The 12,012-nt window shown below is 66.8% G+C and carries 13 protein-coding genes; 11 read left to right on the top strand and 2 right to left on the bottom strand.

Annotated elements, in window-relative coordinates; genetic code table 11:
* The first annotated feature begins 54 nt into the window (after positions 1 to 54).
* From IAG39_RS19295 to IAG39_RS19245, 11 genes are all read left to right on the top strand, one after another.
* Positions 55 to 1,230: an ABC transporter substrate-binding protein gene (locus IAG39_RS19295; protein WP_059374176.1), complete on the top strand. Its 1,176-nt coding sequence runs from the start codon at positions 55 to 57 to the stop codon at positions 1,228 to 1,230.
* A gap of 19 nt (positions 1,231 to 1,249) precedes the next feature.
* The gene (locus IAG39_RS19290) at positions 1,250 to 2,170 is read left to right on the top strand and encodes a branched-chain amino acid ABC transporter permease (RefSeq protein WP_059374177.1); all 921 of its coding nucleotides are present in this window, start codon (positions 1,250 to 1,252) and stop codon (positions 2,168 to 2,170) included.
* 28 nt (positions 2,171 to 2,198) lie between these two features.
* Positions 2,199 to 3,230, top strand: coding sequence for a branched-chain amino acid ABC transporter permease (locus tag IAG39_RS19285; RefSeq protein ID WP_059374463.1), 1,032 nt, complete (start codon positions 2,199 to 2,201; stop codon positions 3,228 to 3,230).
* The gene (locus IAG39_RS19280) at positions 3,227 to 4,000 is read left to right on the top strand and encodes an ABC transporter ATP-binding protein (protein WP_118932986.1); all 774 of its coding nucleotides are present in this window, start codon (positions 3,227 to 3,229) and stop codon (positions 3,998 to 4,000) included. The genes IAG39_RS19285 and IAG39_RS19280 overlap by 4 nt, the downstream gene beginning before the upstream one ends.
* Positions 4,001 to 4,011: 11 nt before the next feature.
* The gene (locus tag IAG39_RS19275) at positions 4,012 to 4,710 is read left to right on the top strand and encodes an ABC transporter ATP-binding protein (RefSeq protein ID WP_118932987.1); all 699 of its coding nucleotides are present in this window, start codon (positions 4,012 to 4,014) and stop codon (positions 4,708 to 4,710) included.
* Between the two features lies 1 nt (position 4,711).
* The gene (locus tag IAG39_RS19270; protein WP_118932988.1) at positions 4,712 to 5,482 is read left to right on the top strand and encodes an SDR family NAD(P)-dependent oxidoreductase; all 771 of its coding nucleotides are present in this window, start codon (positions 4,712 to 4,714) and stop codon (positions 5,480 to 5,482) included.
* Between the two features lie 89 nt (positions 5,483 to 5,571).
* On the top strand, positions 5,572 to 6,015 hold the full coding sequence (gene aac(6') / locus IAG39_RS19265) for an aminoglycoside 6'-N-acetyltransferase (RefSeq protein WP_118932989.1): 444 nt from the start codon (positions 5,572 to 5,574) through the stop codon (positions 6,013 to 6,015).
* Between the two features lie 98 nt (positions 6,016 to 6,113).
* Positions 6,114 to 6,365 carry a hypothetical protein gene (locus IAG39_RS19260; RefSeq protein WP_118933037.1) on the top strand — a complete coding sequence of 84 codons (252 nt, stop codon included), beginning with the start codon at positions 6,114 to 6,116 and terminating at the stop codon, positions 6,363 to 6,365.
* Between the two features lie 3 nt (positions 6,366 to 6,368).
* A complete protein-coding gene (locus tag IAG39_RS19255; RefSeq protein ID WP_223283388.1) occupies positions 6,369 to 7,037 on the top strand; it encodes a hypothetical protein in 669 nt (222 codons plus the stop codon).
* A 65-nt stretch (positions 7,038 to 7,102) separates the two neighbouring features.
* On the top strand, positions 7,103 to 7,405 hold the full coding sequence (locus tag IAG39_RS19250; RefSeq protein WP_054456511.1) for an ArsR/SmtB family transcription factor: 303 nt from the start codon (positions 7,103 to 7,105) through the stop codon (positions 7,403 to 7,405).
* Positions 7,406 to 7,466: 61 nt separating this feature from the next.
* Positions 7,467 to 8,429, top strand: a complete 963-nt coding sequence (locus IAG39_RS19245) for a zinc-dependent alcohol dehydrogenase family protein (RefSeq protein ID WP_118932990.1) — start codon at positions 7,467 to 7,469, stop codon at positions 8,427 to 8,429.
* A 16-nt stretch (positions 8,430 to 8,445) separates the two neighbouring features.
* On the opposite strand, the gene IAG39_RS19240 is transcribed toward IAG39_RS19245, so the two are convergent.
* Positions 8,446 to 10,848 carry a TonB-dependent siderophore receptor gene (locus tag IAG39_RS19240; RefSeq protein ID WP_118932991.1) on the bottom strand — a complete coding sequence of 801 codons (2,403 nt, stop codon included), beginning with the start codon at positions 10,846 to 10,848 and terminating at the stop codon, positions 8,446 to 8,448.
* 114 nt (positions 10,849 to 10,962) lie between these two features.
* Positions 10,963 to 11,988, bottom strand: coding sequence for a FecR domain-containing protein (locus IAG39_RS19235; protein WP_118932992.1), 1,026 nt, complete (start codon positions 11,986 to 11,988; stop codon positions 10,963 to 10,965).
* Positions 11,989 to 12,012 lie beyond the last annotated feature (24 nt).

Raw genomic sequence — 12,012 nt, 5'->3', positions numbered from 1 at the left:
CCGGCAGGCGCCGCGCAGAACGGCGCCGCCGTCCATCCCCCAAGGAGACTTAGCATGCAAGCATACGCACGCGGCCTGTCCGCGCTGGCCGCGGTCGCGGCCTTGACCGTGGCCAACGCCGCAATGGCGGACATCCGCATCGGCTTTACCGGGGTGCTGTCCGGCCCCCAGGCGGCATTGGGCCAGGATCAATACGACGGCCTGATGTTGGGCATCGAGCAGCTGGGCGGCAGCCTGGGCGGCCAGAAGGCCGTGGTGATCCGCGACGACGACCAGCTCAAGCCCGACGTGGGCGCGCAGATCGTGCAGAAGTTCATCGAGAAGGACAAGGTGGACGTGATCGTCGGCCTGGGCTTCTCCAATGTGCTCATGGCCGAACTGCGGCGCATCAAGGAGTCGGGCGTGGTGGCCCTGTCCACCAATGCCGGGCCCGCGCCCATCGCCGGCCGCATGTGCCTGCCCAACCTGTTCGTACTCGGCTGGCAGAACGACAGCATGTCCGAAGCCATGGGCAAGTACGTCAAGGACCAGGGCTACAAGCGCGCCTACCTGATGTCGTCCAACTACCAGGCCGGCAAGGACAAGCTGGCTGGCTTCAAGCGCTTCTATGGCGCCGCGCCCGCCGACGAGATCTACACCCAGCTGGGGCAGCTGGATTATTCGGCCGAGATCTCGCGCATGCAGTCGGCCTCGCCCGACGCGCTGTTCGTGTTCTACACCGGCGGGGTGGGCGTGAACTTCGTGCGCCAGCTGCGCCAGGCCGGCCTGATGGAAAAACTGCCGTTCTTCTCGGAAAGCCTGATCGACTCCAACACGCTGACCGCGCTGAAGGAACAGGCGGTGGGCGCGATCTACGGCACGCCTTGGGCCACCACGCTGGACAACCCGCAGAACCGCAAGTTCGTCGAGGCCTTCAAGGCCAAGTACGGCCGCTTGCCGTCGGAATATGCGGTAGGCGGCTATGACGCGGCGTTCCTGCTGGATGCCGCCATCAAGCAGCAGGGCGGCAAGGTCGGCGACAGCAAGGCGCTGGCCGCGGCGGTAAAGGCCGCCGGCGCCAACTTCCCCACGGTGCGCGGCAAGTTCCGCTTCAACAGCAACAACATGCCGGTGCAGGACCTGTATGCCTATCAGGTCGTGAAGGAAGGCGACAGCGTGGGCCTGAAGCAGCTGGCCAAGGTGTTCACCGACCACCAGGACGCCTACGTGGCGGACTGCCCGCTGAAGTAACCGTCCCGGGAGACGCCCCATGAACGGATCCTTGCTGTTGTCGCAGATGCTCAATGGCCTGCAGCTCGGCGCCTTGCTGTTCCTGCTGTCCTCGGGGCTGACCCTGATCTTCGGCATCATGAACTTCATCAACCTGGCGCACGGGTCGCTGTACATGATTGGCGCTTTCCTGGGCGCCACCGCCTACAACGCCAGCGGCTCGTTCGCCTTCGCCATCCTGGCGGCGGTGACGGGCAGCGGCCTGGTGGGCGTGGCGCTGGAACGCCTGATCGCGCGGCCGCTGTACAAGCACGACCACCTGTACCAAGTGCTGGCCACCTTCGGGCTGATGATGTTCTTCAATGAACTGGCTTCCGTCATCTGGGGCAGCCGGCCGTATTACGCCGCCGTGCCGCAGGGGCTGGAAGGTGCCGTCAGCCTGTTCGGCAACGACTATCCGGTGTATCGCCTGATGATCATCGGCGTGGGTGCGCTGGTGGCGGTGGGCGCCTGGTTCCTGATCCAGCGCACGCGCTTCGGCATGCTGATCCGCGCGGGCGCCAGCAACGCGCCCATGGCCAGCGTGCTGGGCGCCAACGTGGACCTGCAGAAGACGCTGCTGTTCCTGCTGGGCGCGGTGCTGGCCGGCGTGGCGGGGGCGTTGGCGGGGCCGATCCTTTCGGTGCAGTCCGGCATGGGCGAGCCGGTGCTGATCCTGGCGCTGGTGGTGATCGTGGTCGGCGGCATCGGCTCGGTGCGCGGCACGCTGGTCGCGGCGCTGCTGATCGCGATGATAGACACGCTGGGCCGGGCCTTCCTGCCCGACCTGCTGCGCGCCGTGTTCGACGCCTCCGTCGCCAACGCGGTCGGGCCGGCCCTGGCTTCCATGCTGATCTACGTGCTGATGGCCGTGGTGCTGGCGTTCCGGCCGCAAGGCCTGGTCTTCTCGGCGCGTCGTTGACGCGCGCTTGTACTGGGGTTGGATCATCATGCAAGAACACACATACCGGCGCTGGGCGCTGCCCTTGCTGTTCCTGGTCCTGGCCGGCGTGCCTTTCGTGGCGCAATGGCTGGGCGAACCGTTCTACGTGACGCTGGGCGCGCGCATCCTGATCTATGCGTTGGCCGCGCTGGCGCTGAACCTGGTGCTGGGCTTTGCCGGATTGGTGAGCTTCGGCCACGCCATGTTCCTGGGCCTGGGCTGCTATGCCGTGGGCATCCTCAGCTATTACGGCTTCGGCAACGGCTGGCTGCAACTGGCCGTCTGCATCGCGGTGTGCGCGCTGGTGGCGCTGATCGTCGGCACGGTCTGCCTGCGCACCTCGGGCATAGGCTTCATCATGATTACGCTGGCGTTTGCGCAGATGTTCTATTTCCTGGCGGTCAGCCTGCGCGAGTATGGCGGCGACGACGGCCTGAACATCTACGAAGCCAGTTCCTTCGGCCTGTTCGACCTGGGCGGCAGCCAGCCGGTGTACTGGGCGGCCTGGGCGGTGCTGCTGGTGTCCAGCCTGGCGATGCTGCGCCTGCGCCGCTCGCCCTTCGGCATGATCCTGCGCGCCACCCATGCCAACCCGCGCCGCGTGGACGCGCTGGGCTACTCGGTATTCGGCGTGCGTCTGACGGCCTACGTGGCCTCTGGGGTGCTGACCGGCGTGGCCGGGCTGCTGCTGGCCAACCTGACCGCCTTCGCCTCGCCCAGCTACATGTCCTGGCCGGTGTCGGGCGAGCTCATCGTCATGGTGGTGATAGGCGGGCTGGGCAATGTGCTGGGTCCGATCTTCGGCGCCGTTGCCTATCTGCTGATGGAAGAAGCCTTCAAGAGCATGACGCAGCATTGGATGCTGCTGATGGGGCCGGCGGTGGTGATCATCGCCATGGTGGCCAAGGGCGGCTATGCCAATTCGCTGGCCTGGCTGCGGCGTCCGCCGCCCGCCGCGCCCGCGGCTCAGCCGCCGGCCGCGGGTGAGCAACAGGACCGCCGCCCGCCGGACGCGATCGCCAAGGAGGCTTCGGCATGAGCACGCAAACCGCTGCCGCGCCCGTTGGACTGTCCACGCAGGACCTGGTGCGCCGCTTCGGCGGCCTGAAGGCGACCGACGGCGTGTCGCTGGACGTGGCCCCTGGCGAACTGCACGCGCTGATCGGCCCCAACGGCGCGGGCAAGACGACTTTGATCAACCTGCTGTCGGGCGAGCTGCGGCCCGATGGCGGCGCCGTGCGCCTGGGCGCCTCCGACGTTTCCCGCGCCTCGGTGCAGGAGCGCGTGGCGCTGGGCATGCTGCGTTCCTATCAGGTGACCTCGGTGTTCGACAGCTACACGGTGCTGGACAACGCCTGCCTGGCGGCCTTGCGCAAGCGCCGCCGGCGCCTGTCGGGCTGGACCGCCTTGCGCGATTGCGCCGACGTGGTCGACGCCGCGACCGAGGCGCTGCGGGCCTGCCAGCTGGAAGATGTGGCCGAGGCGCAGGTGGACAGCCTGGCCTACGGCCAGCGCCGCCAGCTGGAGATTGCCATGGCCTTGGCGGGCGAGCCGTCGGTGCTGCTGCTGGACGAGCCCATGGCCGGGATGAGCGCGGCCGAAAGCGCCGGCGTGATCGCCTTGCTGCAAAGCCTGAAGGGCCGCTACACCATCGTGCTGGTCGAACACGACATGAACGCCGTGTTTGCGCTGGCCGACCGCATCAGCGTGCTGGTCTACGGCAAAGTCATCGCCACCGGCAGCGCGGACCAGATACGCAACCATCCCGACGTGCGCCGCGCCTATCTGGGCGACGACGCCGACGCATAAGGAGCCCCGCCATGTTGAGCATCAGCGGATTGACGGCGGCCTACGGGCATTGCCAGGCCTTGTTCGGCGTAGACCTGGACGTGGGCCAGGGCGAGGTCGTCGGCCTGATCGGCCGCAACGGCATGGGCCGCAGCACCGTCATCAAATGCCTGTTCGGCCTGCTGCCGGCCAGCCAGGGCAGCATCCGCTACGGCGAACGGTCCCTGCGCGGACTGGCGCCGTACCGCATCGGCCGGCTGGGCCTGTCGCTGGTGCCCGAAGGGCGCCAGATCTTCCCGACCCTGACGGTGGAAGAGAACCTGATCGCCACGGCGATACACCGCGGCGGCGGCCGCGGCTGGACGCTGGAACGCGTGTATGAACTGTTTCCGCGCCTGCACGAACGCCGCGCCAACCTGGGCACGCAACTATCCGGCGGCGAGCAGCAGATGCTGGCGCTGGGCCGGGCGCTGATGACCAACCCCAGCCTGCTGGTGCTGGACGAAGCCACCGAAGGGCTGGCGCCGGTGGTGCGCGCCGAAATCTGGCGCGTGCTGGCCCAATTGAAAGCCGAAGGTTTGTCGATGATCGTGGTGGACAAGAACACCACGGCCTTGCTGCGCCTGTCGGACCGCAACGTCATCCTCGACAAGGGCGTGACGGTGTGGCGCGGCAGCTCGGCGGAATTGTCCCAGCGGCCCGACCTGGTGGCCGCCTACGTAGGAGTCTGAGATGAGATTGCAGGACAAGGTGGCGCTGGTCACCGGCGCGGCCGGGGGCATTGGACTGGCGATCGCGCGGCGCTTCGCGGCCGAGGGCGCATACGTGCTGCTGGCCGACCGCAAGGAGGCCGAACTGATGGCCGCGGCCCGCGCCCTGGGCGATCGCGCCGCCGCGCTGGTGGCCGACGTGACCGACCCGGCCGACGCCCAGAAGCTGGCCGACGAGTGCCTGCGGCGCTGGGGCGGCCTGGACATCTGCGTCTGCAACGCCGGCGTGATCCGCGCGGCGGACTTCCTGGACCTGAAGCTGGAAGACCTGGATGCGGTCATGAACGTCAACGTGCGCGGCACCTTCCTGGTGGCGCAGGCCGCCGCGCGCGCCATGGTGGCGGGCGGACGCGGCAACGGCGCCATCGTGACCCTGTCCTCGATGACGGCGGAACTGGCGATGCCAGACCAGTTGGCATACGGCGCCAGCAAGGGCGCGGTGCGCCAGATGACCAAGTCGATGGCGCTGTCCCTGGCGCCGCACGGCATCCGCGTCAACGCCATCGGCCCCGGCAGCATCGACACCGAGATCCTGGCCACGATCACCAGCAACCCCGAAGCCCGCCGGACCGTGCTGTCGCGCATTCCGATGCAGCGCCTGGGATCGACCGACGAAGTCGCCAAGGTGGCGGTGTTCCTGGCCAGCGATGACGCCAGCTACGTGACCGGGCAGACGGTGTACGCGGATGGCGGCAGGCTGGCGCTGAACTATACGGTGCCGGTGCAGGAGTAGGGCGCGCGTGCCGACGCCGGATGGGTTTCGACAGCGGGCGGGGCAGGGTGATAAATTTTCGGGCGTCACCTGGAAAACGAACCCTGTCCATGAAAACCGCCGCAATTACCTCCTCCCGGGATAAGGCCTGGCTCCAACTGCGCATGGCGCTTTGGCCTGACGCGTCAGCTGCCGAGCATCAGGACGATATGGACGATCAGGTCTGCGCGCCGGACCGGTACGTTCAGTTCCTGGTGCGCGCCGACGACGGGCTCGCGATTGGGTTGGCCGAAGCTTCCATCAGGACGGACTACGTAAATGGAACGGACTCCAGTCCGGTGGCGTTCCTGGAAGGCCTGTACGTCATGCCCGAGGCCAGGCGGCAGGGCGCGGCCAGGGCCTTGATTGCTGCCGTCCGGGCATGGGCCAGCGACAGGGGCTGCAAGGAGCTGGCCTCGGATACCGCGCTGGACAATGTCGTAAGCCAGGCCACGCATGCGCGTCTGGGATTCAGGGAGACGGAGCGGGTCGTCTATTTCAACATGCCGATCTGAGACGCCAACGCGAGCCTCGCATTGCGAGTAAGGTATGGGCTGGAGGCCCTGATTTTCCGGCACCCAGGCCTGTGCCCTTCAGCGGGAACCCGAACACCATGAAGATACTTCGTCCGGCGCTGCGGACCGTTCTTGCCGCAGCCGCATGCACCTTGGTCGCCGCTTGCGCGGACAAACCTCCCCAGCAAACCGAGCTGGACTATCGCAGCCGCTCTCCGTCCACGGGGCAGGGCACGAACAACGCGCCTGGATCCTCGGACCAACGCCTGACCATACAATCCGGCGAAGGCGAGCGCCTGAATCTGCCCTGGTTCGTCCGGGATACGCAGGAATGGATCAACAGCAACTGACACATGACCAAGCCCATGACCATGCGATGGATACTCCTGGCGCTTGCCGCGCTGGCGGTGTCGCCCGCCATCAATGCCCAAACCACTTCCAAGCCTGCCGCCTGGACCCCGCCCGGCCCGACCGCATGCAGCTTCTCCGGCTGGACGACGAACGACAAGCCGGCCATCCAGGTGCGCGCGGCGGCATCCGCTCAGGCGGCGGTGGTGGGCAGCCTGCCGACGACGCGCGGCGACGGCCCCGATCCCGGGATCGACTACTACAGCGTGACCTTCGACGTGACCGAGGCGCGCGACGGCTGGCTCAAGATCAGGAACGCCAGCGACGACAAGACCGGCGACGAACAGAGCAAGCCGCGGCCCGTGTATCGGGGCGAGGGTTGGATCGAAGCCGCGGATGCGCAGGTCGGCATCCAGTCGGCGCGAGGCTACGCCCGGCCGGATGCAGGCAGTGAACGTTTGCTGGACCTGGGCGGCGACTGGCTGACCGAGCGCGCCACGCTGCGCGGCATCGTCGCCTGCCAGGGCGAATGGCTGTTGCTGGACTACGAGCTGCGCAACAGCGACACGTTCGAACCGCTGGCGCCCAAGGACCGCACGCGCGGGCGGGCGTGGTTTCGCGGCATCTGCTCGTCGTCGGAGACGACTTGCGACATGCGGTCGGTGGACAAGTAGGGCGCGGCACGCAGGGCTCAAATCCAATTTATTGACATATCGGGAAATCCCGATATTATGACGGCATGGATCTGCTCGAAATATTCAAAGCCCTCTCCAACCGTACGCGCCTTGAGATCCTCAAAGGACTGAAGGACCCCGCGAAGAACTTCCCGCCGCAGGACGAAGGCGATGTTCACACGGTGGGCGTCTGCGTCAGCAGCATCCAGGAAGGCGTGGGGCTGTCGCAGTCCACGGTGTCTGACTACCTGGCGACGCTGCAACGCGCCGGCCTGGTGGAAGCCAGGCGCATTGGTCAGTGGACCTACTACAAGCGGAACGAAGCAACCATACGCGCTCTTGCCGGGCTCATCGGGAAAGAGCTGTAATTTTTTTGCAGGTAAATATCGGAAATTCCCGATATCCCTATTTTTCGAATCAAGGAAAGCCATGAAAGCGATGACACTCCAATCATTCGGCGGCCCGGAGTCGTTCGAACTCCGCGACCTGCCCAAGCCCGTGCCGCAGGCGGGACAAGTCCTGGTCCGAGTACACGCCACCTCGATCAATCCCCTGGATTACCAGGTCCGGCGCGGCGACTATGCCGATCTGGTGCCGCTGCCGGCCATCACCGGGCACGACGTCTCGGGCGTGGTTGAAGCCGTGGGGCCGGGCGTGACGGCTTTCGTTCCTGGCGACGAAGTCTGGTACACCCCGCAAATCTTCGACGGGCCGGGCAGCTATGCCGAGTACCACGTCGCAGCAGAAGGCATCGTCGGCAGGAAGCCGCCCGCGCTCAGCCATCTGGAGGCGGCAAGCCTGAGCCTGGTCGGCGGGACCGCTTGGGAAGCGCTGGTCGTGCGCGCGGGGCTGAGAGTCGGGGAGAGCGTTCTGGTGCACGGCGGCGCGGGCGGCGTCGGCCATGTGGCGATCCAGCTGGCGAAGGCCATCGGAGCTCAGGTGTACACGACCGTGCGCGCAGCCAACGCGGAATTCGCACGCGGCATGGGCGCCGACGGGGTCATCGACTACGAAAAGGAAGACTACGTCGACGCCGTCATGCGCGAGACGGGCGGGCGCGGCGTCGACGTCGTGTTCGACACCATTGGCGGCAATAGCCTGGCGCGCAGCCCCGATGCGCTGGCGCAACTGGGGCGGGTCGTCTCGATCGTGGACATCGCCCAGCCGCAAAACCTGATCCAGGCCTGGGGCAAGAATGCGAGCTACCACTTCGTGTTCACGCGGCAGAACCGCGGCAAGCTCGATGAACTGAGCGCATTGGTTGCGCGCGGCCAACTACGGCCGCACGTGGGCGCGGTCTATGCGCTTGCCGAGATCCCGCTCGCCCATGCGCGGCTGGAGAGTCCCAATCACGGGGTGCGCGGCAAGATTGCGATTGTCGTTGCGCCCTAGGCTTGGGGGCGGCTGCTTACCAGTTGATGCGCGCCGTCAGCGTGATGTTGCGTTCATCGCCATAGAAGCAGGTGCCGGGGCAGGCGGCCACATAGGTCTTGTTGGCCAGGTTCTTCACGTTCAGGGCGAACTGCCAATTGTCCCATTGATAGCGCAGCGCGGCATCGTACGTGGTGTACGACGGGACCGCCAGGTCGTAGATCTCCTGGCGTCCCACGTAGCGCACGCCGACGCCCGCGCTCAGGCCCGGCACGGAAGCAAACCGGTAGTCCATCCAGAGCGAGGCCATGTTGCGTGGGACCGAAGCAGGGTGCGAGCCTTCATTGCCCAGATTGCTCTTGGTGACGCGGGCATCCGTCGTCGCCAGCGCCGCCACCAGGTCCAGTTGGCGATTCAGGCTGGCGCGGGCCTCGATCTCGGCGCCCTTCGAACGCACTTCGCCGGTCTGCACCAGGAAGCCCGCGTGGGCGGGATCGCTGGTCAGCACATTGCGTTGCGTGATTTCGTAGAGCGCCACGGTGATGGACGCGTCCACGCCCTTGGGTTCGTACTTCAGGCCGATCTCGTGCTGCACGCCCGTGGTCGGCTTGAAGGGATTGGCGTTGAAGTCCAGGCCCGGGGTGGGCTGGAAGGACTTGCTGTAGCTGTAGTAGGGGGCCAGGCCGTTGTCGAACAGGTACATCAGGCCGGCGCGCGGCGTGAAGGCATGGGAGCTCTCTTCACCCGTACCCGGCCTTGTGTCGGTGCGGACCGAATCGTAGCGGCCGCCCAGCAGCACGATCCAGCGGTCCTTGAACTTGATCTGGTCCTGCGCGTAGAAGCCCAGTTGGCGCATGCTGTTTTCGGAATAGTTGGCGGGGCCAAGATTCGGCCGGGCGCCATAGACGGGCTTGTACAGATCGATCGGCGCGATGCTGCCAAACTCTTGGGAACGCGTGAATTCGCTCTTGCTCCAGTCGATTCCGAACAGCAGCGTGTGTTCGACGCTGCCGTGGCGCAGCTTGCCCAGCAGCTGGTTGTCCACGGCGAGTCCCTTGTCGGTGTCGTAACGGGTTATGGCATAGCGATTGCCCAGGGCGGGGGTCGACGGATTCACGCGCGCGCTCACGGCGGCATACTGGTTGTCGGCCTTGTGTTCGTAGGCCAGCAGGTTCTGTTTCACCTGCCAGTCGTCGTTCAACCGGTGTTCGAGCAGGTAGCCCAGGGTCGTGCCCTTCACGACATAGCGGTCGAAGCCGGGTTCGCCGACGAAGCGGGAGCGCGATATGGGGCCGTTGGGATTGGATAGCAGCGTGCCTTCCAGCGGTTTGCCTGAATCGTAGGGGCTGTCGGTCCGGCTGTAGCTGGCCAGGAGCGTGATCAAGGTGGCGTCGCTGATCTGCCACTCCAGCGCGCCGGCAAGCGACCTGCGGTCATTGTTGATGTAATCGATCATGGTGTCGCTGTCGCGCGCCAGTCCAGTGAGGCGGTAGCGCACGTTTCCGTCCTCCGTCACCGGGCCGCCCAGGTCCATGGCGATCTGCTTCTTGTTCCAGCTGCCTGTCTGCAATTCGAATTCGCGCAAGGGTTCCGCCGTGGGGCGCTTGCTGACCAGGTTGATGATGCCGCCCGGCGCGGCCTGGCCGTACAGGATCGAGGCCGGCCCCTTGAGCAGTTCGATGCGCTCGAAGTTGTAAGGCTCGATCGCGCCGCTGAGCGAATTGATGGGGAACTTGGTGCCGTTCAGATACAGCGGGGCCGCGCCCGTGATGTTGAAGCCGCGGACCGTGAAGCGGGTGCCTATGTGCCTGAGCGCTCCGCCTTCCAGCGACATGACGCTGGCGGTGTAGCCCAGCGCCTGGTCGAGCGAGTCCGCAGCCTGCGCGACGACCTGGTCGCGCGGAACCACCGATACGGACTGGGGCGTTTCGTGCAGCGGCGTGTCGGTCTTGGTGGCGGTCGCGCTGCGGTGGGCGACGAATCCCTGCACCGGGCCGGAGGCGGACTCATGGATGCCCGTGACCGTGACCGCGGGCAAGGTCTGCGCGGACTCCTGGCCCGTCTGCCCGCCGGGCAGCGGGCGCAGCACGTAGCCGCCATTCGGCTGCAGGCGGGCCGCCAGTCCGGTGCCCGCCAGCAGCCTGGCCAAGCCCTCGGACGCCTGGAAGCTGCCTTGCAGGCCGGAACTGCGCTTGTCCGCGATATCGCTGGCCGAATAGGACAGCATCAATCCGCTTTCGAGCGCATAGCGGGTCAGCGCGCTTTCCAGCGGGCCGGCGGGGATCGCGTAGGTCCTGGCGCTGGCTTGGGCCAGGACAGGGTGCGTGCCGGCGCTCAAGGCGACGCCCGTTGCCGTGAACCAGAAGGCGCGGCTTGCGGCCAGCGCCAGAGTGCTGCGGGTAAGGAGGCGCGCGCCGCGCCGAGACAGGCGGTAGTCCATGAGAGATACGGTTTCCGGTAGAAAAATGTGGCTTCTATTAGGTTTGCCACTTGAGAATCGGAAACCCCTCACGTTTGCCCAAAAAATCAGGCGGATGTCTTGCGCATCGCGGCGCTAGATCGTGCGCAGGCGCACGGTGACCCAATACCGCGTCATCCGGTCGACTTCGATCGGATGAGTCCGGCGCAGCATGTCCAGCACCCGGTCGGTGTCGTCCAGCGGATAGACGCCGGAAACCTTCAGGCGGCCGGCATCGGTATCGCAGGACAGCCGGCCGGGCATGTACCGCGCAAGTTCAGCAATGAAATCGGACAGAGGCATGTCCTGCGCGACCAGCATGCCCACGGACCATGAGGCGTCACGCGGGCCGGCGGGCCGGCTGGGATCCATCGAGTCTTGGGTGAACGAGGCCTGTTCGCCAGCATGGATAAGGCGCGGCGCGTCCACATCTAGCGCGGGACGGATTTCCACTGTGCCCTCGAACACCGCGACGTGGCTGCGGCCTGGGAACTGGCGCACGCTGTAGCGGGTGCCCAGGGCGCGCACGCGGCCCTGGGCCGTCTCCACGATGAAGGGGCGTCCGGCAGGGGAGACCGGATCGGGAGCGGTGGCGACGAGTATCTGGCCGCGCAGCAGCCGGACCAGGCGCTGCGCGCCATCGAAGCGCACGTCGATGGCGCTTCCGGTGTCCAGGTCGATGCGGCTGGCGTCGGCCAGCGTGATGCCCTGGCGTTCGCCGGTACGCGTGTGATAGTCGGACTGCCAGTCTTGCCAGCCGCGCCACAGGCTGTCGCGCGCCAGCCAGGCGCCGCCGCCGGCGAACAGGGCCAGGGCCAGCGTCTTGACGGCGCGGCGGCGCGCCCGGCCGCCTCGTTCATCATGCGCCAGCGTGCCGAGCACCAGCGGCGTGTTCAATTCCCGCAGTTGCTGGCCGAACGTCTCGATGTGCCGCCAGGCGCGCTCATGGTCGGGATGCGCCTGGCGCCAGCGTTGGCAGGCTTCGCGCGTGGCGTTGCTGGCATCGGCGGCTTGCAGTGCGACCAGCCATTCCACGGCGCGCAGGCTGACACTCGCGGGCAGCGGCGGGCCGTCCAGCAGGGGAAATGCGGTCGGGCTCGGGTCCGTGGAGGCGATGGGCATGGCGGTGTGGGTCGCGGCCGCAAG

Origin of the sequence: Achromobacter xylosoxidans, assembly GCF_014490035.1 — a bacterium.
Taxonomy (GTDB): Bacteria; Pseudomonadota; Gammaproteobacteria; order Burkholderiales; family Burkholderiaceae_B; genus Achromobacter; species Achromobacter bronchisepticus_A.
This window is presented reverse-complemented; position numbering and strand designations above follow the sequence as displayed.

What these genes read in the sequence shown, in the direction of transcription:
- IAG39_RS19270 (WP_118932988.1), top strand. Translation starts at nt 4,712, where the DNA reads ATGAGATTGCAGGACAAGGTGGCGCTGGTCACCGGCGCGGCCGGGGGC.
- IAG39_RS19295 (WP_059374176.1), top strand. Translation starts at nt 55, where the DNA reads ATGCAAGCATACGCACGCGGCCTGTCCGCGCTGGCCGCGGTCGCGGCC.
- IAG39_RS19285 (WP_059374463.1), top strand. Translation starts at nt 2,199, where the DNA reads ATGCAAGAACACACATACCGGCGCTGGGCGCTGCCCTTGCTGTTCCTG.
- IAG39_RS19280 (WP_118932986.1), top strand. Translation starts at nt 3,227, where the DNA reads ATGAGCACGCAAACCGCTGCCGCGCCCGTTGGACTGTCCACGCAGGAC.
- IAG39_RS19240 (WP_118932991.1), bottom strand. Translation starts at nt 10,848, where the DNA reads ATGGACTACCGCCTGTCTCGGCGCGGCGCGCGCCTCCTTACCCGCAGC.
- IAG39_RS19260 (WP_118933037.1), top strand. Translation starts at nt 6,114, where the DNA reads ATGAAGATACTTCGTCCGGCGCTGCGGACCGTTCTTGCCGCAGCCGCA.
- IAG39_RS19250 (WP_054456511.1), top strand. Translation starts at nt 7,103, where the DNA reads ATGGATCTGCTCGAAATATTCAAAGCCCTCTCCAACCGTACGCGCCTT.
- IAG39_RS19290 (WP_059374177.1), top strand. Translation starts at nt 1,250, where the DNA reads ATGAACGGATCCTTGCTGTTGTCGCAGATGCTCAATGGCCTGCAGCTC.
- IAG39_RS19245 (WP_118932990.1), top strand. Translation starts at nt 7,467, where the DNA reads ATGAAAGCGATGACACTCCAATCATTCGGCGGCCCGGAGTCGTTCGAA.
- IAG39_RS19235 (WP_118932992.1), bottom strand. Translation starts at nt 11,988, where the DNA reads ATGCCCATCGCCTCCACGGACCCGAGCCCGACCGCATTTCCCCTGCTG.
- IAG39_RS19275 (WP_118932987.1), top strand. Translation starts at nt 4,012, where the DNA reads ATGTTGAGCATCAGCGGATTGACGGCGGCCTACGGGCATTGCCAGGCC.
- IAG39_RS19255 (WP_223283388.1), top strand. Translation starts at nt 6,369, where the DNA reads ATGACCAAGCCCATGACCATGCGATGGATACTCCTGGCGCTTGCCGCG.